17 protein-coding genes are annotated in these 20,784 nt (G+C 71.8%); 11 read left to right on the top strand and 6 right to left on the bottom strand.

What is annotated here, in order from left to right:
- Positions 1-57: 57 nt before the first annotated feature.
- Complete coding sequence (locus ACQEVU_RS56895; protein ID WP_433339553.1) at positions 58-1,587, top strand: alkaline phosphatase D family protein; 1,530 nt, start codon at positions 58-60, stop codon at positions 1,585-1,587.
- An 8-nt stretch (positions 1,588-1,595) separates the two neighbouring features.
- Positions 1,596-2,786, top strand: coding sequence for a hypothetical protein (locus tag ACQEVU_RS56890; RefSeq protein WP_433339552.1), 1,191 nt, complete (start codon positions 1,596-1,598; stop codon positions 2,784-2,786).
- A 1-nt stretch (position 2,787) separates the two neighbouring features.
- Here the strand turns inward: ACQEVU_RS56890 and ACQEVU_RS56885 are convergent, their stop codons facing one another.
- Positions 2,788-4,185 carry a DHA2 family efflux MFS transporter permease subunit gene (locus tag ACQEVU_RS56885; RefSeq protein WP_433339551.1) on the bottom strand — a complete coding sequence of 466 codons (1,398 nt, stop codon included), beginning with the start codon at positions 4,183-4,185 and terminating at the stop codon, positions 2,788-2,790.
- Between the two features lie 89 nt (positions 4,186-4,274).
- Between ACQEVU_RS56885 and ACQEVU_RS56880 the strand changes: the two genes are divergently transcribed.
- From ACQEVU_RS56880 to ACQEVU_RS56870, 3 genes are all read left to right on the top strand, one after another.
- Positions 4,275-4,865: a TetR/AcrR family transcriptional regulator gene (locus ACQEVU_RS56880; protein ID WP_433339550.1), complete on the top strand. Its 591-nt coding sequence runs from the start codon at positions 4,275-4,277 to the stop codon at positions 4,863-4,865.
- A gap of 348 nt (positions 4,866-5,213) precedes the next feature.
- Positions 5,214-5,903, top strand: a complete 690-nt coding sequence (locus ACQEVU_RS56875) for a DsbA family oxidoreductase (protein WP_433339549.1) — start codon at positions 5,214-5,216, stop codon at positions 5,901-5,903.
- Positions 5,904-6,033: 130 nt separating this feature from the next.
- A complete protein-coding gene (locus tag ACQEVU_RS56870) occupies positions 6,034-6,510 on the top strand; it encodes a GNAT family N-acetyltransferase (RefSeq protein ID WP_433339548.1) in 477 nt (158 codons plus the stop codon).
- A 117-nt stretch (positions 6,511-6,627) separates the two neighbouring features.
- On the opposite strand, the gene ACQEVU_RS56865 is transcribed toward ACQEVU_RS56870, so the two are convergent.
- Positions 6,628-7,164 (bottom strand): hypothetical protein, encoded by a 537-nt coding sequence (locus ACQEVU_RS56865; RefSeq protein WP_433339547.1) that lies wholly within the window; start codon positions 7,162-7,164, stop codon positions 6,628-6,630.
- A gap of 172 nt (positions 7,165-7,336) precedes the next feature.
- On the opposite strand from ACQEVU_RS56865, the gene ACQEVU_RS56860 reads away from it, so the two are divergent.
- The 3 genes from ACQEVU_RS56860 (at position 7,337) to ACQEVU_RS56850 (ending at position 11,209) form a co-directional block, all read left to right on the top strand.
- Positions 7,337-8,716 (top strand): ferredoxin reductase family protein, encoded by a 1,380-nt coding sequence (locus tag ACQEVU_RS56860; protein ID WP_433339546.1) that lies wholly within the window; start codon positions 7,337-7,339, stop codon positions 8,714-8,716.
- A 529-nt stretch (positions 8,717-9,245) separates the two neighbouring features.
- Positions 9,246-9,842: an FMN-binding protein gene (locus ACQEVU_RS56855; RefSeq protein ID WP_433339545.1), complete on the top strand. Its 597-nt coding sequence runs from the start codon at positions 9,246-9,248 to the stop codon at positions 9,840-9,842.
- Positions 9,843-10,450: 608 nt separating this feature from the next.
- Positions 10,451-11,209: an FAD:protein FMN transferase gene (locus ACQEVU_RS56850; protein WP_433339544.1), complete on the top strand. Its 759-nt coding sequence runs from the start codon at positions 10,451-10,453 to the stop codon at positions 11,207-11,209.
- A gap of 135 nt (positions 11,210-11,344) precedes the next feature.
- Here the strand turns inward: ACQEVU_RS56850 and ACQEVU_RS56845 are convergent, their stop codons facing one another.
- The 3 genes from ACQEVU_RS56845 to ACQEVU_RS56835 form a co-directional block, all read right to left on the bottom strand.
- Positions 11,345-11,704, bottom strand: coding sequence for a DUF1801 domain-containing protein (locus ACQEVU_RS56845; RefSeq protein ID WP_433339543.1), 360 nt, complete (start codon positions 11,702-11,704; stop codon positions 11,345-11,347).
- 57 nt (positions 11,705-11,761) lie between these two features.
- The gene (locus ACQEVU_RS56840; RefSeq protein WP_433339542.1) at positions 11,762-13,336 is read right to left on the bottom strand and encodes a protein kinase domain-containing protein; all 1,575 of its coding nucleotides are present in this window, start codon (positions 13,334-13,336) and stop codon (positions 11,762-11,764) included.
- Between the two features lie 90 nt (positions 13,337-13,426).
- The gene (locus ACQEVU_RS56835) at positions 13,427-13,921 is read right to left on the bottom strand and encodes an N-acetyltransferase family protein (RefSeq protein ID WP_433339541.1); all 495 of its coding nucleotides are present in this window, start codon (positions 13,919-13,921) and stop codon (positions 13,427-13,429) included.
- A 12-nt stretch (positions 13,922-13,933) separates the two neighbouring features.
- On the opposite strand from ACQEVU_RS56835, the gene ACQEVU_RS56830 reads away from it, so the two are divergent.
- Both ACQEVU_RS56830 and ACQEVU_RS56825 read left to right on the top strand, forming a co-directional pair.
- Positions 13,934-14,668 carry a M50 family metallopeptidase gene (locus tag ACQEVU_RS56830; RefSeq protein ID WP_433339540.1) on the top strand — a complete coding sequence of 245 codons (735 nt, stop codon included), beginning with the start codon at positions 13,934-13,936 and terminating at the stop codon, positions 14,666-14,668.
- A 114-nt stretch (positions 14,669-14,782) separates the two neighbouring features.
- Positions 14,783-15,418 (top strand): hypothetical protein, encoded by a 636-nt coding sequence (locus ACQEVU_RS56825; protein ID WP_433339539.1) that lies wholly within the window; start codon positions 14,783-14,785, stop codon positions 15,416-15,418.
- A 212-nt stretch (positions 15,419-15,630) separates the two neighbouring features.
- On the opposite strand, the gene ACQEVU_RS56820 is transcribed toward ACQEVU_RS56825, so the two are convergent.
- Positions 15,631-18,315 (bottom strand): EAL domain-containing protein, encoded by a 2,685-nt coding sequence (locus tag ACQEVU_RS56820; protein ID WP_433339538.1) that lies wholly within the window; start codon positions 18,313-18,315, stop codon positions 15,631-15,633.
- A gap of 479 nt (positions 18,316-18,794) precedes the next feature.
- Here ACQEVU_RS56820 and ACQEVU_RS56815 point away from each other — a divergent pair, with 479 nt between their 5' ends.
- Positions 18,795-20,678 (top strand): hypothetical protein, encoded by a 1,884-nt coding sequence (locus tag ACQEVU_RS56815; RefSeq protein WP_433339537.1) that lies wholly within the window; start codon positions 18,795-18,797, stop codon positions 20,676-20,678.
- Positions 20,679-20,784 lie beyond the last annotated feature (106 nt).

The following is a 20,784-nucleotide window of genomic DNA, read 5'->3' as shown; positions in this document are numbered from 1 at the left end:
GTATCTATACACGGCTCGGCCACACTGTGTTCATGAGCGAACCCGAGGGTATGCGCCATGAATAGGCTCAGCCGCCGCACGTTCGTCCTCGGTGGTCTCGCCACCGCCGGGGCCGTGGTCGCGCCTCTGCAGAGCGCCCAAGCCGCCGTTCCCTACCCGTTCCAGCTCGGCGTCGCCTCCGGCGAGCCGGACGACAACAGCGTCGTGCTGTGGACCCGCCTCGCCCCGTCGCCGCTGAACGCCGACGGACAGGGCGGGATGGCCAACGCCGACGTCGCCGTCGACTGGCAGGTCTCCACCACGAGTTCGTTCGCCACCCTCGTCGCCTCCGGCACGGTGACCGCCCACTACGCCCAGGCCCACTCCGTGCACGTCATCGCGGGCGGGCTGCAGCCGGACGCCGAGTACTACTACCGTTTCCGGGCGCAGGGCCACATCTCGCCGGTCGGGCGCACCCGCACCGCCCCGGCGATCGGCACCCTCGGGCGCGACTTCACGATGGCCTTCGCCTCGTGTGCGCACTACGAGTCGGGGTACTACAACGCGTACCGCGGCATGGCCGACGACCGGCCCGACCTCATCCTGCACCTCGGCGACTACATCTACGAGGGCGGCGCCACCGCCGGCGCGCTGCGCCAGCACGCCGGCGCGAGCGAGATCGTGTCGCTGGCCGACTACCGGCGCCGGTACGCGCAGTACAAGTCCGACCCGGACCTGCAGGCCGCGCACCAGATCGCGCCATGGCTCGTGGTCCCGGACGACCACGAGGTCGAGAACAACTACGCCAACATGACGCGGGCCGACAGCAGCCCGGCGCTGACCACCGCGCAGTGGACGGCCCGGCGCACGGCGGCCTACCAGGCGTACTACGAGAACATGCCGCTGCACCCGGCCAACGCCAACAACGGCAACAGCATCCCGCTGTACCGCCGGGTCCGCTGGGGCCAGCTCGCCACGTTCCACATGCTCGACACCCGCCAGTTCCGCAACGACCAGGCGTGCGGCGACGGCTGGAAGGTCTGCGCGGACGCCGACCTGGCCGGCCGCAGCCTGCCCGGCACGGCCCAGGAGGCGTGGCTGCTCGACGGTCTCGGCCAGCACCTCGGCACCTGGGACATCATCGGCCAGCAGGTGTTCTTCGCCCGCCAGTTCGACGCCAGCGGCGCCGGCAACATGGACGCCTGGGACGGCTACCGCGCCTCCCGGGCCCGCATCCAGCAGGGCTGGGTCGACCGCGGCGTGCGCAACCCGCTGGTGCTCACCGGCGACGTGCACGCCTCGTGGGGCAACAACCTCAAGGCCGACTACGCCGACACGAGCTCGGCGGTCATCGGCAGTGAGCTGGTCTGCACCTCGATCACGTCGGGCGGCAACGGTACGGCGGCCACCGCGATCCCCAACGGCGCCACCAACCCGCACATCAAGTTCTACTCGAACCGGCGCGGCTACGTGCGCACCCGGATCACCCCGAGCCAGGTGACCGCCGACTTCCGCGGCGTGACCTCGGTGACCGAGCACGGCGTCGCCGCCACCACCATCAAGTCGTTCGCCATCCTCGACGGCCGGCCCGGCCTTCAGGCCCTCTAGGAGACCGAGTGCAGCTCTTTGCCGCCGCGGCCCTCGCCGCGGCCTCGATGACGTGGACGACCGCCAACAGCGTGGCGACCGGGGACCAGGACACCCCGGCGATCGCCGCCAACCGCAACGGCCAGGTCGCCGTCGTGTGGGAGGACGACCGGGACACCACCGACCCCGCCGACAACAACCACTCCGACGTGTGGGTGCGCCTGTTCACCAACGGGACCGCGACCTACGAGCTGAAGCTGTCGGCGGGCGGCACCAGCGGTACCAACTGGAAGCACATCAGCCCGGACGTCGCGCTCGACGACAAGGGCAACGCGGTCGTGGTCTGGGCCGAGGACGCCGACGGCAACGGGGTCTTCAACATCTCCTACCGGGTGATCTCGCCGTCGGGCTCGGTCACCGCGTCCGGCCGCGCCAACGCCGACACCGCGGGCGACCAGATCGCGCCGAAGGTCGCCGTCGACCCCGACGGCGCCCCGAACGGCGGCGCGGTCGCGTTCACCGTCGTTTGGGAGGACGTGCAGGGCAGCACGTACACCGTGAAGGCGGCCGGGTACACCGGCCCGTCCACGAAGGCCTACGAGGTCTTCGCGTCGCAGCAGACGGGCCAGCACCACCGCCCGGACGTGGCGGTCTCCGCGTCCGGCGACGCGCTGGTCGTGTGGGACGAGGATGCCGACGCCAACGGCTACTACAACATCGGGCTGGTCGGGCTGGCCAAGGCCAACGGCGCGGTCAACCTGTCCCGGCGTACGGCGAACAGCCTCGGCGGCGGCCAGCAGCGCCACGCCGCGATCGCCGAGGACTTCAACGGCGACTTCGCGGTCGCGTGGGAGTCCGACCACACCGGCACCGCCGGCGTGTGGACGCGCTCCTTCGGCCCGGGCGCGGTCGCGCGCGGCACCGAGGTGCTCGTCGCCGACGGCGGCGCCAACCCGGTCATCGGCATCGACGGCCAGACCAACACGGTGGTCGGCTGGTCCGCCACCGAGCTCTACGCCCGCGGGTTCAACGCGGACGGCACGACGACCGGCCGCCTGCCCGCACAGGTGCTCACCCAGACCACGACCGGGCGGCAGGAGCAGATCGCCGTCGCGGTGTCCAACTGGGGCGAGTTCTCGGTGGCGTACACCGACGACAACGACGGCAACAACTTCGACCAGGTGATCCTCGGAACCGGCGGGGCCAACTCCGACTGGTGACTCAGGAACGGGCGGCGCCCACCGTGCTTCGCGCGCTCATGCGGAGCCGGCGGTGGGCCCCGTCCGGGAGGGCGACGGCGGGAATCACCGCGGCGGCGGCGATGCCGCTCGCCCACCAGAAGGCGCCCTGGAAGGCGCCGGCGGCGCCGTGGCCGAGGAGCGACTGCAGGGTGACGGCGACGATCGCGGTACCGAACGAGGCCCCCACCTGCTGGGCAATGCGGGTGTTCATGGTGGCGTGCGGGATACCCTCGGGCTGCACGTCCTGGTAGGCCACGGACATCGGCGGGATCAGCACCGCCCCGATTCCCAGGCCGCGGACCAGCAGCACCGCCCCCAGCCACCACTGGCTGGTGCCCGGCCCGGCCAGCGCGAACGGGACCGTCGCGACGGCGGTGAGCAGGAAGCTCCCGATCGTCACGGCGCGCGCCCCGAGCCGGTCGACCAGCCCGCCGACCACGAAGCGCGCGGCCAGCGCGCCCACGCCCTGCGGGATCAGCAGCAGCCCGGCGGCCAGCACGCTGTCGCCGCGCAGCTGCTGGTAGTACAGCGGCAGCAGGAACATGGCGGCGTACATCGCCGCGCCGGCGGCGAACAGGACCGCGGAGGCGCTGCCGAGCGAGCGCACCCGCAGCAGCCGGACGTCGACGATCGGCTCTCGCTCGCCGGGCCGCGCCGCCCAGGCGATGAAGGCCGTCAGCAGGACAACCCCGGCCAGCAGCGGCACCAGCACCGCGGCGCGGCCGATCCCGCCGTGCTCGGACAGCTGCGAGAGGCCGAGCAGGATCCCCGCCAGCGCCGGCGCGAGCAGCCCCAGGCCGATCCAGTCCAGTCGCCCGGCCGGGGCCTCCCGCCGATCGTCCGGCAGGAACCGCCACGCGAGCACCAGCCCAACGGCGATTACCGGCACGTTGATCAGGAACAGCCAGCGCCAGCTCAGCCAGTTGAGGATCACCCCCCCGATCACCGGCCCGAGGATCGGCCCGAGCGCGATCGGCAGGCTGACGGCCGCCATCAGCCGGCTGCTGACCCGCCCGCCCGCGGCCCTGACCGCGAGCGTCTGCATCAGCGGGAAGATCAGCCCCGCACCGAAGCCCTGCAGCACCCGGAAGGCGATCAGGCTGGCGTCGTTCCACGCCGCCCCGCACAGCACCGAGGCGAGCAGGAACAGCACGAGCGCCGCCATCCAGAGCCTCTTGCCACCGAGGCGCCGCTCCGCCCACCCGGTGACCGGGATCGCGACCGCCATCGCCAGCAGGAACCCGGTGGTCACCCACTGGATCGCGCCGGTGTTCGAGTCCAGCTTCACCACCAGCGTGCGAATCGCCAGCGTCACCATCGTCGAGTCGAGGATCGCCGCGATCCCGCCCACGATCAGCGCCAGCAGCGCCTTCTTCATCGCCCACCTCTTCGTTAAGAGTGCAATCCCTCTCTTATGAAGGTAGGGCTCTCCTCTAGGGAACGCAAACCTCTCTTATGCTTGTTCTCGTGACGACCCGCCAACGCCGCCGCGGCCCTTCGCTGGAGGCCGCATTGCTGGACGCCGCCTGGGAAGAGCTGGTCGAGCTCGGCTACGCGAAACTGACCATGGAGTCCGTCGCCGCCCGCGCCTCCACCGGCATCGCCGTGCTGTACCGCCGCTGGTCCAACAAGGACGAGCTCGTGCTCGCCGCGCTCGAGCACTACCGGAGCAGCCACCCGGTCGAAGTCCCCGACACCGGCACGCTGCGGGGCGACCTGCTCGCCGCGCTGACCGGCATGGGCGAGGCCCGCGCCGCCTTCTTCGCCGTCGCCGCGGCCGCCGCCTTCTCGGGCCTGCTGGCCGGCACCGGCCTCACCCCCGCCCAGGCCCGCGACCGCATCATTGGCGACCAGCGCCTGTCCCGCGTCCAGACCATGTACCAGCGCGCCCACGACCGCGGCGAGATCGACTTGGAGCGCACCCCCGCCGCGGTCCTCGCCATGCCGTTCGACCTGGTCCGCCACGACCTGTTCATGGACCTCAAACCACTGACCCCGGCCCGCATCGAGTCAATCGTCGACGACCTCTTCCTCCCCCTGACCCAAACCCCCGCGTGACCACCCACACCCCCAGCCACCGCGCGAAGCGCGACAAGAAACCGCCCGTGGACGCCAGGGGCGCGAAGCGCAACAAAAGTGGCCGCGCAGCGGCCATGGGGGGCGCGGGGTGGGAACCCCCCGCCCGCGCCCGAGCGAAGCGAGCGCCAGGCTAGTTTTCGGACAGCAAGGTAGCGCGCGAAGCGCAACAAAAAACCCCAACCACCGCGCGAAGCGCAACAGCAACCTCAACAACCGCGCGAGGCCACCACCCACGAACCACGCTATTGTTGAAGCGTCAACAGGCTGCCCAGCAGACCCTATGCCCCACAGAACAACCCATCCGATCATCACCACAAGGAGCGCCACATGATCCAGATCGAGGTCCGGTCCGACATCGTCTGCCCGTGGTGCTACATCGGCAAGCGGCGCCTCGAGCGGGCGCTCAAGACGTTCGACGGCGAGGTCTCCGTCGAATGGCGCAGCTTCCAGCTCGACCCCAGCACCCCGATCGGCGACCCCCGCCCGGTGGGCGAGTCCCTGGCCGCCCGCAAGGGCCTGTCGCCGTCCCAGATCCGCGGCATGTTCGCCCACGTGACGGCGATCGCCGCGGAGGAGGGCCTCAAGTACGACTTCGACCGCGCCCGCACCGCCAACACCCTCGACGCCCACCGCCTCCTGCACTTCGCGAAGGCCAACGGCCGCCAGGGCGAGCTGAAGGAACGCCTCATGCAGGCGTACTTCACCGAAGGCGCCGACGTGGCCGACCACGCCGTGCTGGCCGAGCTCGCGACCGAGGTGGGCCTGGACGCGGTGGCGGCGAAGCAGGCGCTGACGGACGGGGCCTATGCCGACGAGGTCGAGGAGGATATTGCGCAGGCGCGGGCGTACGGCATCAATGGGGTCCCGTTCTTCGTCTTTGACCAGCGCCTGGGCGTGTCCGGCGCGCAGCCGCTGGAGGTGTTCGAGCAGGCGCTGCGCCAGTCCTCGCTGACGATCCTCAAGGCCCCCGCGCTGGACTCGTCCGGCGAGTGCACGGACGACTCCTGCGCCGTGTAGCGCACGTGCATCTGCGGCGCGCAATCTTAGGCCGTGCAGGCGCACAGTCAAGCGCAGACGTCAGCGGCATGAACATGAGTGACTACTTTCCGGCAGGCACCGAAACCGCCGGCGGTTTTACTCTGCACTCATGACCGCTGATGTACTGCACAGCTACCGCATGCAGGTGGCCCGAGGCGTGCGCCGGCTGGCTCCGGACGACACCGAGCAGGTCGCCCGGCTGCTGGAGCGCGACGGTCATCCCCAGGCCGAGACCAACATCGCCGAGCGCCTTCAGCGCTGGTGCGAGCACCCCGACGGCGCCGCGTTCGTCTGGGACGAGCGCGGCCATCTGCTCGGCGTCATCGCCGCGCACGTCATCCCCTCGTTCGAGACCGACGGCGCGTGGCTGCGCATCGTCGCCCTGGCCGTCGCCGAGGCCGCCCGCGGTCGCGGCATCGGCACGAGCCTGGTCGCGGCGGCCGAGACGTTCGGCCTGATGCGCGGCTGCTCCAGCGTCGAGGCCACCAGCCTGCGCACGCGCGAGGGCGCCCACGCCTTCTACCGGGCGCTCGGCTACCAGGACCGCACGGACGCGGCGGGCCGGTTCCTGCGCCAGCTGCCCTGACCCAAACCCGCCGATTTCCGCACCCCTAAATGCCGATTTATCGGTACTTAGGGGTGCCGCCACATTCGCCAAAAGCCCCCTGTCCGATTTGTCAGTTAGCGCGGCTGGAGCGAATACTCACGCCGCCAAGCGGGCTCCCAGCGCCGTCGCGACCTTCACCAGACCGTCCTCGGCCGACCCCGGCAGGTCTCCCCCGCTCACGTTCACGACCGACAGCACCACGATCAGGTTGCTCACCCGCATGCTGATCACCTGCGGCGCCCCGATCGCCTGCGTACGCTGCCGCATCGCCTGATCGCCAACGCCCTTCAACGTCTCCGAGCCCGACCCGCCGGTCGCGTCCAGATAGCGCGACGCCAGTTCCGGGCCGCCGACGGTGCCGTGCTTGGCGACCACGGTGTACCCCACATTGATCTGCACCTTCCCGTCCGTGGCGGTGCAGTTGTCCTCGTCGGCCTCGACCTGGGGCACGGACCCGGCGTCCGCGAAGACCGGCGCGATCGTCGAGGCGTCGAGCACCGCGCACCCGGGCGCCGCCTTGAACCGGCCCGCCTCGGCGAACGCGCCCAGCGAGTAAGCGGTGCCCAGCGCGGTCGCCGCCGCCGCCGCGACCACGGCCGCCGAGATCAGGACAATCCGCCAGAGCCGCTGCATCGCTGCAGTCTAGGCGTCACCGAAAGTGTCGTACCCCCGTGCGAGCATGTCCCCGCACAGCCGCCCAGCTTGAGGGCAACCTGAAGTCCCGATTAAGCCCGTGGCCGTCGGCCTCGGGTCCCTGATATCACCGACGACAGTGGAACCACATGCACCGTATGCAGAGACGACGATGACTGTCCCGAGACAGCGCCCGGCGAGCCGGCTCGCGGCCCCCGCGGCGCGCCCCGTCGAGCACAACACCGCCGGACGGTTCCTCCTTCGCACCCTCTTCTGGGGCGGCCTGGCGCTTGCGCTGCTGCCCTGGTGGCTCGGCACGAAGACGGGCTCGATCGACACGAAGGCGCAGCTGTTCCAGTCCGCCGGCCGGGTGACCGGCCTGATCGCGGGCTATCTGCTGCTGGTGCAGGTCATCCTCATGAGCCGCCTGGGCCGCCTGGAGCGCTGGATCGGCGCCCGCCACCTGGGCCTGTGGCACCGCGAGCTCGGCGGCTCGGTGCTCATCACGATCCTCACGCACGCCGCCCTGATCACCGTCGGCTACGCCTACGCCGACCGCGTCGGCTTCACGTCCGAGGTCGGCACGCTGCTGACCGAATACGAGGACATGGTCACGGCGTTCATCGCCACCGGCATGCTCGTCATCATCGGCCTGCTGAGCATCCGCGCCCTGCGCCGCGCAATGCCCTACGAGGCCTGGTATTTCCTCCATCTGACGTCCTACCTGGCCCTGCTGCTCGGCTTCGCCCACCAGTTCTCCAACGGCCAGGAGCTGTTCCGCCCCGGCCTCGGCCGCACGGTCTGGATCGCTTTCTACGTCGCCACGATCGCCGCCGTCGCGCTGGGCCGGATCATCGGCCCGCTCACGCTGAACCTCCGCCACCGCCTGCGCGTGGCCGAGGTCGTCACCGAGTCCCCCGGCATGGTGTCGATCTACATCACCGGCGCCCGCCTGGACGCCCTGGACGCCCAGGCCGGCCAGTTCTTCCGCTGGCGCTTCCTGGCCGCCGGCCTGTGGTGGCAGGCCCACCCGTTCTCGCTCTCCGCCGCCCCCAACGGCCGCTGGCTCCGCCTGACGGTCAAGACGGTCGGCGACCACACGAAGCGCCTCCCCTCGATGCGCCCCGGCACCCGCATCTTCGTCGAGGGCCCGTGGGGCGACTTCACCGCCAGCCGCCGCGTCAAGCAGCGCGCCCTGCTCATCGCCGCCGGCAGCGGCATCGCCCCGATCCGCGCCCTCCTGGAGGAGCTCCCCCCGGGCGCCATCGTCATCTATCGCGCGAGCGCCATCCACGACCTCCACCTCCGCCACGAGTTGGAGGAACTTGCGGAGATGCGCCACGCCCAGCTGTGGTTCGTCGTCGGCGACCGCCGCGACCCCGGCCCGAGGCGCCTCTTCACCCCGGGCGGCATGCGAGACCTGGTCCCCGACATCACCGACCGCGACGTCTACCTGTGCGGCCCCGACGGCCTGGTCGAACAGTCCCTCCAGGTCCTGCGCCGCCTGCACGTCCCCCGCCGCCAAGTCCACCTGGACCCTTTCGAGTTCTGATGCCCACCACAACGCCGCCCACCCGCCCCACGGCCACCCCCGCCGCGGTTTCGCCCCACACCCGCAACGCCGCCGCGGCCGCTCGGCACTCTCCGGCCGCGACGCCGCCCCGCATCGGCAGCACCGCCGTGGCCGCACCACACACTCCGGGCGGACCGCACTCTCCGACCGTGCCGCCACTCCACATCTGTAGCGCCGCCGCGGCCCCACCGCATACTCCGGCCGCGGCCCCACCGCACACTCGCAGCACCGCCGCGGCCGCACCGCACACTGCGGTCGTGGCCCCACTCGACACCCCGACTGCGGCTGCACCCCACACCCGCACCGCGGTCACGCCCCAAACGCCCACCACGGCCGCGCCTCGAACGCCCTCCGCGGCCGCGCTCACCGTGCCCGTCCGCCCGATGCGAGCCACAGAGGCGCCTCGCCCGCCCACCGTGACCGTCCGGTCGGCGGCGGATTCGCGCTTCTGGAGCAGGGCGCCGCGAAGTGCGGGGCGCGCAAACGACGACAAAGGAGTTGGTACGGCGTGCGACGCGCTCTGATGGCCCTCATGGGCACGGCGGCGGGCACGGTCCTGCTCGTCGGCGCCAAGGCGGGATTCAGCAGCCCGTCGACCGACCAGGCGATGCAGCCCCAGGCCGGTCAAAGCCCCTTGCCCGGCTCCTCTCCGGCGCCGGCCGATGCCGTGCCGCCCGGCGGGGGCGCGGGGGCCAGTCCGCCGCCCGGGGCGACGACGACGGCCGCGGGCAACCCGAAGCCCACGGCGACGCAGCCCGGTTCGACGAAGACGACCGCGCCGGCGGCCAAGCCGACGACGACGGCGCCGCGGCGTACGACGATGAAGGACGGGACCTTCAACGGGAACCCGATCTACGTCGAGTACGGGAACGTGGAGCTCTCCATCGTCGTGTCCGGCGGCAAGATCACCGACGTCAAGGTCCTCGACTCGCCGAGCGATCACTCGCGGTCGGTGCAGATCAACAACAGTGCGCTGCCGAAGCTGCGGGCCGAGGCGCTCGCGGCGCAGAGCGCGAACATCGACACGGTGTCCGGGGCTACGTACACGAGTAACGGATACAGGCAGTCCCTCCAGTCCGCCATCGACCGCGCCTTCCAGGGCTGAGTTCCGCTCGCGATGAGTGCCGCACCGCCGCTCGCGTGTGAGGAGGGCGCGGCACCACGACCCGGGCGCTTTGACCACGAGGAAGCAACACCACGACGCGACCGCGCCCGCGGGCCTCGGCGACGCCGCACGACGACGCCCGTGCGCGCCCCCGCGCCAGGGCGACGCCGCACGACGACGCCCGTGCGCGCCCCCGGGTCAGGGCGACGCCGCACGACGACGCCCGTGCGCGCCCGCGGGTCAGGGCGACGCCACACGACGACGCCCGTGCGCGCCCCCGGGTCAGGGCGACGCCGCACGACGACGCCCGTGCGCGCCCGCGGGTCAGGGCGACGCCGCATGACGACGCCTTTGCGCGCCCGCGGGTTAGAGCAACGCCACGCGACAACGGCCGCGGGCCAGGGCGGCGCCGCACCACGGCGCGGATGCGAGCCTGCGGGCGAGAGCCAACGCCACGACGGCGCGAATGCGGGCGCGCGGGCCAGGACAACGCGGCGCGGCGGTGTGGGCGTTGTAGTGACGTGCAGGGGGCGGCGATCGCGGGCAGCGGAAGAGTTAGTGACCGGGCGACTCCCCAACGTGAAGGTTCCGGATGAGGGGGTGAAGGGGTGCACAGCCTCGTACGGGTCGAGCATGTGATGGGAATGGCGGTCAGCCTCGACCTCGATGACCAGCTGCCGATCGACGAGCTCGAGCGGCTCGCCGACGAGGTGTTCGACTGGCTGCGGGTCGTCGACGCGATCTTCTCCACCTACAAGGCGGACAGCGAGATCAGCCGGCTCGGGCGGGGGGAACTGCGACGGGAAGAGTGCTCCGGGCTCGTCGGCGAAGTGCTCGACCGCTGTGCGGAGCTCTGGGACGAGACCGGCGGCTACTTCGACATCAACGCCGGCGGGGTGCTCGACCCGTCCGGGTACGTCAAAGGGTGGGCCGTCCAGCGCGCCTGCGACCAGCTCCTCGAGCGCGGGTCGGCCAATCACTGCCTCAACGCCGGCGGGGACGTGTTTGTGCGGGGGGCGCCGCGCGGGCGGGAGCGGTGGCGGGTCGGGATCCGGCATCCGTGGGAGGCCATGGCCGTGGCCTGGGTGCTCGAGGTGTCCGATGCGGCCGTGGCGACCTCCGGGACGTACGAGCGCGGGCTCCACGTCGTCGACCCCTACCGCGGGGTGCCCGCGACCGATCTGCGCTCGGTGACCGTCGTCGGGCCCGATCTGGGGACGGCCGATGCGTATGCGACGGCGGCCCTCGCCATGGGGAACGCCGGCATCGACTGGCTGGCGACGCTGCCAGGGCACGAGTGCGCGGTGGTGACGTCGGACGGGCGCGCTCTGCGATCGGACGGGCTGCCGGTCGCGGCCGAGAGCTAGGCCACCACCAAGTCCAACGGGCGCGCACTGCGATCCGACGAGCCGCCGGTCGCGGCCCAGAGCGAGACGATCGGACAAACTGCCGGTCGCGGCCCAGAGCGAGACGATCGGACAAGCTGCCGGTTGCCGCCAGAGCTAGGCCATCGCCAGGTCCAGGTATTCGACCAGGTGCTCGTGCGTGGGTGCGCTCTCGTCGGGCTTGAACCGCAGGTAGCGCAGGCGTTTGCCGGTGCCCTCAAGAAGACCGTGCGGGTCGGGAAGGTCGGCGCCGTGCTCGAAGCCGACCGATACGCAGTCGGTGCCGGGAAAGACGGCGGCCACGTAACCCCGGGACGGGTGGTGGAAGCCGAGGCCGTGCCATCCGCGGTACACCCGCTCGGTCAGCTCCGGCCGGGCGCTCAGGATGACCTCGCGCAGATGGCGGGTCAGCGCGCTGATGTCGGCGCAGTGCTCTTCGAGTAGCTCGTCGAAGCCCGGTGGGGCATCACCCATCATGCGCACAGCTCACCACACAGGTACGACATTTTTCGGACCCATTTCCTGCCTGCTGGACTACCAGTCGAACTCCTGGCCGCGGACCTCGCCGCCCGGCAGGAGAGCCCGGCTGGTGTACACCCACTTCTCCACCACGACGTACCGGTGCCCGCGGGTCAGGTGAGCCTCGAACGGGCCGCAGTCGTGCTCCGGGGCGAAGTCGGTGAACATGAGGCCGTTGCAGGGATGCGGGCCGTCGGCGAGGTTGCCGGTGCCGACGTCGAGTACCGACATGGTGACGTCGGCCTGCACGCCGGGGATGCTCTGCATGTGGCCGACCAGGCGGATCCGGTCGGCCGCCAGCGCGTGGCACGGCTGCGCGAGCACGGGGTGACCAAGATCCCAGGTGTACTGGTCCCCGCACAACCAAGGGCCGAAGACGACGGAGGCCTCGACGTGGGGCTGCGTCGACGACGAGGTGCCGTCGGCGCGCGGGGAGCCGGGGCCGCGGCTCGCCGCGTTGTGCGGGGCCGCCGACGCGCCGGCGCCGGACGGCGGGGCGGCCGGCATCGGGGTGCTGCCGGGGCCGGAGACGGCGTCGGCGCTGTGCTCCCGGCTGGCGTAACGCCAGGCGGGTACGGCCAGCAGGGCCAGCACCAGCAGTACCATCGCGAAAACGACGCCCCGGGAACGTGCCGGCGACGTGCGGGGCTGCGGGACCGGCGGCTGCAGGGTGGTCAGGCGTTCGTGGACCGGCTGCGGAGGCAGGGCCGGGTCGTCCCGCGTGCGGCGGGCCACGGCGCGCAGGGTGATGGCCAGCTCGCGGGCCGACGGGCGGCGGCCGGGGCGCTTGTCCATGCACTGCTCGACGACCTGCCAGACGGCGTCCGGCATCCCCTCGACGCGGCGCGGGGACTCATCGACGTGGCGGCGCAGGATGGCCCAGGCGGGGCCGCCGGCGTACGTCGGGCGGCCCGTCGTCAGCTCGAAGAGCACGACGCCGAGGGCGTAGATGTCGGCGGGGGGCGCTGGGCGGCCGCCGTAGACGGCCTCGGGGGCCACGTAGTTCGCCGTACCGACGAGGGCGCCCGGCGTCGTCATGCTCGGGGTGTCGAGGACGCGGGCGATGCCGAAGTCCGTCAGCCTGCAGTGCAGGCGGCCGTCGACGCGGTCGAGGAGGATGTTGTCGGGTTTCAGGTCCCGGTGTACGACACCGCGGCGGTGCGCCGCCGAGAGGGCCTCGGCGACCTGTGCGAGCAGGGTCGCGGCCTCGGCGGGCGCCAGCGTGCCCTGTTCGACGAGGTAGTCGCGCAGGCTGCCGCCCTCGACGAGGTCCATGACCAGGCCGAGCGACGTGCCGACGGTGACCAGGTCGCGCACGCGCACGATGTGCGGGTGGCGCAGCATCAGCAGGATCGCGCGCTCCTGCACGAACCGGTTGACGGCCTTCGGCTCGGACATCAGGTCTTCGCGCAGCAGCTTGACCGCGACGTACCCGTCGGGGCTGTTGAGCGCGCGGGCGCGCCAGACGGTGCCGGTACCACCGCCGCCGATGGGCTCGACAAGCTCGTACGCGTCGCCGATGCGATAGCCGGTCAGGTCACCGCTCTGGTGACCATCCGTGTCGTAGCGCGCTTCGGGCGGAGTACGCATCGGGGTATTGGTACAGAATGCAAGATGAAGGTCACAAGCCGTACCAGGAAGTACGCCCCTTGAGGGGGAAACGCCGTGCGTTCAACACCTTCACAGGTACCGATGCATGATATGGAAGTCGACCATCCCGTGCTTCGTGCTGACGAAGCCGTCGGGGATGGTGCCGACGATGATGAAGCCGAGTGAGCGCCACAGCCGCACGGCCACCGTGTTGGTCGACACGACGGCGTTGAATTGCATCGCGCGGTAGCCCAGCTCGCGCGCCCGGTCGAGGCAGTGCTCGCCGAGGATGCGGCCGAGGCCCCTCCCCCGGGCCCGGGACGACACCATGAAGCTGGCGTTCGACACGTGGGCGCCGAGCTGGCCGCGGTTCGGACCGACCTTGTAAATCCCGAGCACCTCGCCCCCCTCGACGGCGACCCACTGCTCCCACGGCGCCGGGAGCAGCCAGTGCTCACGCGCGTCGGCCTCTGTCGAGTCCGGCGCGTTGTCGTAACTCTCGCCGGCCGCGACGACCTCGTGCCACACGTCCCACACGCCCGGCCAGTCCGTGTCCGCAAAGCGCCTGATCTCCACGCTGTTCATTCAACACGCAAGATGGCAGGCTCTGCATTCGTGTTCGACGTGTTGTATGACGCCCTCGGCCGCCAACCGTCCCCCGACCGCGCGGTCGTCATCGCGACCGCGGTCGCCGCACTGCTCGCGGTGCTGCTGCGCCCGGCGTGGAAGGTCATGCGCAACTTCGTGACGATCGCGCACGAGGGCGGGCACGCGCTCGCCGCGGTGCTCAGCGGGCGGCGCCTGTCGGGCATCCGCCTGCACTCGGACACCTCCGGGCTGACCCTGTCGAAGGGCCGCCCCCGGGGGCCGGGCATGGTGATCACGGGCCTGGCCGGCTACATCACGCCGTCGCTGCTCGGCCTGGCCGCCGCGGCGATCCTGGGCATCGGGCGGATCACGATCCTGCTCTGGGTGCTCCTGCTGATGCTCGTCCTGATGCTCATCATGATCCGCAACTTCTACGGCGTGATCTCGGTCGTCGCCGCCGGCGCGATCATCCTCGCCGTGTCGTGGTTCGCCGACCCGCAGGTCCAGGGCGCGTTCGCCTACGCCTTCGCGTGGTTCATGCTGCTGGGTGGCGTGCGGGCGGTGTTCGAGCTGCAGCAGTCCCGCTTCCGCCGGCAGGCGCCCAACTCCGACGCCGACCAGATCGGGCGCCTGACCAGGGTGCCGGCGATGGTGTACGTCGGGTTCTTCGTCATCGTCGTCCTGGCCTGCCTGGCCTTCGGGGTACGCCTGATGCTCGGCCCCGTCGGCGACCTCATCGGGTAGCTCACAGCACGTCGTCTCCTCCCTCACACACGGCAAGATCCGGGTGGGCAACCTTGCGCCCATCGATTAGAATGTGTGTACGAAAGACGCTCTTGACCTGGGAGGAGAGCGCCAGTGACCGCGCCCGTAACCACCACAGGATCCGTCCCCTACGCGACCCTGCTCAGCTTCACCCGCTATGTCGGCCGCACCGGCCCGCGCAAGGCGAGCTTCGTCGGCGGGCTGCGCCGCCAGCGCGAGTCGGGGCACGGGTTCAACCCCCACGGCCAGCTGGTGAAGGCCCTGAAGGCGGACATCCAGTTCCGCACCGGCGGCACCTACCTCAACGCCGTCGTGGACCAGGTCAACGCGCGGTGGAAGCCGCTCTACGAGTCGGTGGTGCCGGGCGCGCTGCGGTATTTGGAGACGCTGGAGACGCCGGTCGAGGTGACGCCCACGCGGGATGCGCTGTGCATGATCGGGACCTTGCCGGTGAAGATCAATCCGCACTTCGGGCTGCGGTATGCCGATGGGCGCGGGGAGGCCGTGCGGCTGCACTTCGACGAGGATCCGCCGTTGGATGAGGCGGCGGTGGCGACGCTGCATCTGATGGGTCGCCACATGGATCTGGTGCTGCCCAATGCGTCACCGGTGCTGGTGGATCTCCGGCGGGGGGAGGTGCTGCGGCCGGATGCCTCGGTCAAGGGGGACGAGGTTGAGCGGTGGCTGGCTGGGGAGGCGGCGGCGTTTGCTGCCATGTGGGCGGCGTAAGACCTAAAAGCTTTCTCTCCGGGGGCCCGGGGGGACGGCCGCGTCTCTTAACAACGGCGTCCGGGGAGTGGCTGAGCGGGGTGCCGAGGTTGCGGTTGGCGTTCGGCTAAGTAGTGGTTGAGCAGCTTGCCGATGCTGCGGTTAATTCCTAAAAGCTTTACTCATCCCCCCAAACGCGGAAGCGGGCGTGGCCATGCCAGCCCCCCGGTCGGTCACGTCCGCTTCCGCGGAGATGCCAACGCACGTGGCGCCCTGGTGCACATCGCCTCGATTTCTGCGGGGGGCTGTGGGCGGGAGAAGTGGAAGCCCTGGGCCAGGTGGTATCCGAGTTCCAGGAGGCGTTGTGCCTGCTGCTGGGTTTCCACGCCCTCGGCCACTGCTTCGAGGCGCAGCGCCTGGGCTATCTCGCTGATTGATGTCGCGATCGCTTCCTGTTCCACCGTGCCTGTTACGCCGTCTACGAACGACTTGTCCACCTTCAGGACGTCCACCGGGCAGGTGCGGAGCAGGCCGAGTGATGAATGGCCCGTGCCGAAGTCGTCGAGCGCGATTTTGACGCCCAGGGCGTGGAGTGCCCGCACGGTGTCCAGGGCGCGGCCGCCGCCGAAGACTGCGGTTTCCGTGATTTCGATCGTCAGGCGCGCGGGCGGGAGGTCCGACTCGGACAGGAGCGCGGCCACCGTGTCCACGAACGACGGTTCCAGGAGTTGGCGGGCCGACGCGTTCACGCTCATCTTCCAGGGGGCCGACTCGCCCAAGGTGGCCGTCCAGGCGGCGGCCTGGCGGCAGGACTCGCGCAGGACCCAGGCGCCGATCGGGACGATCAGGCCCGTGCGTTCCGCGACCGGGATGAAGACCGCCGGGGAGATCTGGCCCCGCGTGGGGTGGTGCCAGCGGACCAGGGCCTCCACGCCGCGGATTCCGCCGTCCGGGAGGGCCACGATCGGCTGGTAGACGACGCGCAGCTCGCCCCGTTCCAGGGCCTGGCTCAGCTCCGCGGCCAGCTGGGCGTGTTCGACGGCGTGGGCGTCCAGCTCCGGGCCGTACTCGACCCAGCGGCTCTTGCCGGACTCCTTGGCGGCGTACATCGCCATGTCGGCCCGGCGCAGCAGGTCGCTGGCGTCGCAGTCGGGGGTGTGCCGGGCCACGCCGATGCTGGCCTGGACCAGCAGCTCATAGCCGGCCGCCCGCACGGGCGCGGCCAGGGCGTCGATGAAGGCCTCGGCGAGGCTCGTGCTCTCGTCCCGCGTCGCCGACGGGAGCAGGACGGCGAACTCGTCGCCGCCCAGGCGGGCCACCGCGTCGCCGGGGCGGACGGTGGCGCGCAGGCGCTCCGCGACCTCGATCAGCAGGGCGTCGCCGACCGCGTGGCCCAGGCGGTCGTTGATCGCCTTGAAGTCGTCGAGGTCGATCAGGGCCAGCGCCAGGCCGCCGCCGAGCACGGCGCGGGTGCTGGCGACCGCTTCGGCGGTGCGCTCGGCGAACAGGGCGCGGTTGGCCAGGCCGGTCAGGCCGTCGTGCGAGGCCTGGTACGCGAGCTGGTCCTGGTAGCGGCGGGTCTCCGTGATGTCGCGGGCGTTGGCGACCACGCCGCGCACGCTCGGGTCGTGCAGCAGGTTGGTCGTGACGACCTCGAACCAGCGCCACGTGGCGTCCGGGTGGCGCAGGCGCAGCTGCAGCGTGGTGCTGGCGCCGGGCGTGGCGATCGTGGCGAAGGCCTGGCGGAGGCGGTCGGCGTCGCCGGGGTGGGTCAGGTCCCACAGCGACGTGCCGACGACCGACGAGAGCCCGGTGAGGCGCACGAGGCTGGGGCTGCCGTAGGTGAGGACGAAGCGCTCGTCGGAGATGGCCAGGATGTCCGCGGAGTGCTGGACCAGGGAGCGGAAGCGGCGCTCGTGGCGGCGCAGCTCTAGCATGCTCGCGTCGACCCGGGCCAGCAGGTGGGAGTTCTCGTAGAGGGAGATCAGCTGGCGGGCGGTGACCAGCAGGGTCAGGAGCACCGAGCCGCCGACCAGGATGCGGGTGTCGCGGGGGCTGTCGCCGACGCCGGCCAGGACGATCGCGTCCGCGGCGACGATGGCCACGTACGGCAGCAGGCTGAACGGGCGGGCCGGCTTGCGGGCCGTCGCCACGACCGCCTCGGCGAACGCCCGGCGCTGGCGCAGTGCGGCCAGCGCCACGCCCACGCAGCAGGGCGGGATCGAGATGTGGCAGTCGTTGAGGTACGGGCGGGACTCGAGCAGCGGCGCGGCCGAGCCGGCCACGGCGCCGACCAGCAGGGTGGCGCCCATCATCCACAGGGCGCGGCGGTCCAGGGCGCCCAGGCCGGCCAGGGCCACCTTCGCCAGGGCCAGCAGCCCGGCGAAGATCATGAGCAGGATGCCGAGCACGGTCCACTGCGAGCCGATCACCGCGGTCACCGGGACCGAGGCGCGGGCCGCGGCGAAGTAGGCGACCAGGCTCACGGCGGCCAGGACGATCGCGATGTCGAGGCCGAACGTGATCAGGTCGTTGCCGCTGCGCCGGCCCATCGGCAGGCGCAGCAGGGCGTACACCAGGACGACCACCGCCCCGACGTACAGCACCATCGTCAGCCCGCTCGAGCGCTGCGTGGGGGCGCCGGGGCCGAACAGGGAGTCGCGGGCGCTGCTCACGACGGCGCCGAGCAGCATGGTCAGGATGACCGCCAGGTGGTTCCAGAAGCGGCCGGCCCGCCGGTCGGGGGCGGCCCGCGCGGTGCGCACGCACACGACGATCGTGAGGATCGCGCACGCCGGCGTGGGCAGCCAGCCCAGCAGCGGGTGGATGATCGCGTGCGGCCACTGCGCCACCAACCAGGCGACGCTCAGGCCGGCGAGCCCGGCAATCCAGCGCACCAGGCGCGTGTCCAACGCCATCGTGCGCCGGCCCCTTCCTTGACCTATGTCGGTTCGACCGGGAGGGCGCACATCTGAGGGGTTGGAATGCGTGATTTGCCACAGTCTCCAGATGCTGCACGGCGAAGCATGATCACTACGTAGCCGGGCGGTCACCCATCGATGCTCTCCGGTGTTAGGTTGACCGCATCGCGCTTCCTCGAAGAGGTGATCCAGGAAAGGGCAGGGATGCCATGACGGAGGGCCGGCATCATCGGCGTCACGACGACGACCACACGGCCGACGGGATCTACGTCCCGCCCCCGCGTGAGGCACCGCGACCCCGATCGGAGCCGGCCGACCGGCCGCCACCCGCCCCACCCGACGCCGCTCCCTCCCCGTGGGCCCCGTCGGCGCCAGGCGGTCCCCCTCCGGCGCCACCGGAGCCAGGCGGGCGTCCCGTGCCGGGCCCCAGACCGCCCGCGAGATCGTCGCGCTGGTCGGAGCGCCCCTCCCCCTGGGTGCCCGACGAGCACGACGACGAGGAAGACCCGTACGCGCCGGTGGACGACGACCCCCCGGATCCGCCGGCGCGTACGGGCGCGGAGCAACCCGAGGGCTGGCTGCCCCCGCTGTATCCGCACGAGTGGCCGCCCGAGCCAACCCGCCGGGAGTGGACCGCGGCGCCGATCGAGGCGCCCGCCGTACCGCCGCCGGAAGATCCGCGGGAGCGCTCCTCGGCGACCGCGTGGTGGATCGCGGTCGGGGTGATCATCGTCGCGCTGGCCGTGGCCGCGGGCGTGCTCGTCGGGCTCAGCCTGGCCGCGCGCCACGGGGCGTCGCCGGCGGGCGGCGCGGCCGGCACGACGTGCGGCGGGCGGGAGGTGCTGCGCACCACCGTGGCGCCCGAGATCGCGCCGGCCGTCGAGCAGGCCGCCGCGGACATCGGGGCCAACTCGGCCGGCGGCTGCAAGCTCGTCGCGGTGACCGCCCAGCCCGGCTACGCCGGCGGCGAGGCGTGGATCCCGGCCACCGAGGCGTTCGCGACCATCGCGAAGTTCCAGCACGCGCCGGACCCCGTCTCCCTGGCCCGCACGCCGGTCGTCGTCGCCGCGCCGCGACCGTTCGCCGAGTCGCTGGGCTGGCCGGGCAGGCAGCCGACCTGGGCGGCGCTGGCCGCCGGGCTCAACGCCGGGCAGGTGCCGAAGCTCAGCATGGGCAACCCGCTCTCCGACCCCGCCGGGCTGCTCGGCGCCCTCGAGGTGCAGAGCGCGATGGCCGGGACCACGAACGACCCGGGCATCGCCCAGATGCGCGCCCTATCGGTGCGGGCGCGCCTGGCGGACGCGGAGGCGGTGCCGGCCCGGCTGCTGGAGCGCATGGGGCAGCAGGGCGACCCCGCGCGGGCGCTGCGCGACGTCGGGCTGTTCCCGGTCACCGAGCAGGACCTCTGGGGGTACGCCCGGACCCGCCACCCGGTCGCGCTGGCCGCCATCTACCCGGCCGACGCGCTGTTCGAGGCCGACTTCCCGCTGCTGCTCACGCCGGCGGCGGCCCGCGACGGCGAGCTGAAGTCGCTGGCCACCCGGCTGGCCGACCGGATGCGGGGCGAGCAGTTCGCGGCCGTGCTCACCGCGCGCGGGCTGCGACCGGCCACCGGCGGTGCGGCGCCGGCGGCCGACGGGCTGTCGGCGAAGTACCAGGCGCCGCGGGACCTGCCGCCCTCGACCGCCGAGTGGGCGGCGACGTGGGCGAAGTACAAGCGGCTGGCGTATCACACCCTGCTGCTCGTGGACGCCTCGGCGTCGATGAACGACCAGGTGCTCGACCGCACGGGCGCGGCCACGACGAAGGCCGGCCTGCTGCGCGCGGCCGGGGAGCAGGCCACCCAGCTCTTCGGGGAGGACACCAGCCTCGGCGTGTGGATGTTCGCCTCGCCGTCGGCGCAGGCGCCGCCGTTCACGGTCGCCCTGCCGTTCGGGCCGATGGACGGCAGCGTCGGCAACGTGCCGCGCCGAGAGGCGATGCGTCAGGTTGCGGCGGGCTATGCGGCGTATCCGAAGGCGGGCACCCCGCTGTTCGAGACCGTGCTGCGCGGCGTGGGCGACATGAAGGACCGGTTCGCGGCCGACGCGCTCAACCTGGTCGTGGTGCTCACCGACGGCCGCGACCAGGACTCCCGCTTCTCCATGCCGAAGGACCAGTTCATCGCCCGGCTGACGCAACTGCGCGACCCGGGCCGGCCCGTGCTGGTCTTCGCGATCGGCTACGGCGGCGACGCCGACATGGCGGTGCTGCGGGAGATGGCCCAACTGACCGGCGGCCAGGCGGTTGCCTCCAACGATCCGGGGGACCTGGCCAGCGCCATGGCAAGAATCTTTCTGGCGGCGCACGCCCCGCGCTGACTCGTCCAGGAAATCCGATCGCGCTAGGTGCATCTGCCGCAATTCGGGTAGAAACGCGGAGCCCTCGACCGGGGCGATGCCATGTGTACGCGATTGGGGTGATGGT

Source organism: Dactylosporangium sp. CA-139066 (assembly GCF_050936175.1).
In the GTDB taxonomy this organism is placed as follows: domain Bacteria; phylum Actinomycetota; class Actinomycetes; order Mycobacteriales; family Micromonosporaceae; genus Dactylosporangium.
Note: the sequence above shows the minus strand (reverse complement) of the source record. Positions and strands in the feature narration are given on the sequence as shown.

Coding starts and splice junctions, on each gene's coding strand:
- ACQEVU_RS56875 (WP_433339549.1), top strand. CDS start 5,214: ATGATCCAGATCGAGGTCCGGTCCGACATCGTCTGCCCGTGGTGCTAC.
- ACQEVU_RS56860 (WP_433339546.1), top strand. CDS start 7,337: ATGACTGTCCCGAGACAGCGCCCGGCGAGCCGGCTCGCGGCCCCCGCG.
- ACQEVU_RS56895 (WP_433339553.1), top strand. CDS start 58: ATGAATAGGCTCAGCCGCCGCACGTTCGTCCTCGGTGGTCTCGCCACC.
- ACQEVU_RS56820 (WP_433339538.1), bottom strand. CDS start 18,315: ATGGCGTTGGACACGCGCCTGGTGCGCTGGATTGCCGGGCTCGCCGGC.
- ACQEVU_RS56865 (WP_433339547.1), bottom strand. CDS start 7,164: ATGCAGCGGCTCTGGCGGATTGTCCTGATCTCGGCGGCCGTGGTCGCG.
- ACQEVU_RS56830 (WP_433339540.1), top strand. CDS start 13,934: ATGGCAGGCTCTGCATTCGTGTTCGACGTGTTGTATGACGCCCTCGGC.
- ACQEVU_RS56840 (WP_433339542.1), bottom strand. CDS start 13,336: ATGCGTACTCCGCCCGAAGCGCGCTACGACACGGATGGTCACCAGAGC.
- ACQEVU_RS56845 (WP_433339543.1), bottom strand. CDS start 11,704: ATGATGGGTGATGCCCCACCGGGCTTCGACGAGCTACTCGAAGAGCAC.
- ACQEVU_RS56885 (WP_433339551.1), bottom strand. CDS start 4,185: ATGAAGAAGGCGCTGCTGGCGCTGATCGTGGGCGGGATCGCGGCGATC.
- ACQEVU_RS56870 (WP_433339548.1), top strand. CDS start 6,034: ATGACCGCTGATGTACTGCACAGCTACCGCATGCAGGTGGCCCGAGGC.
- ACQEVU_RS56835 (WP_433339541.1), bottom strand. CDS start 13,921: ATGAACAGCGTGGAGATCAGGCGCTTTGCGGACACGGACTGGCCGGGC.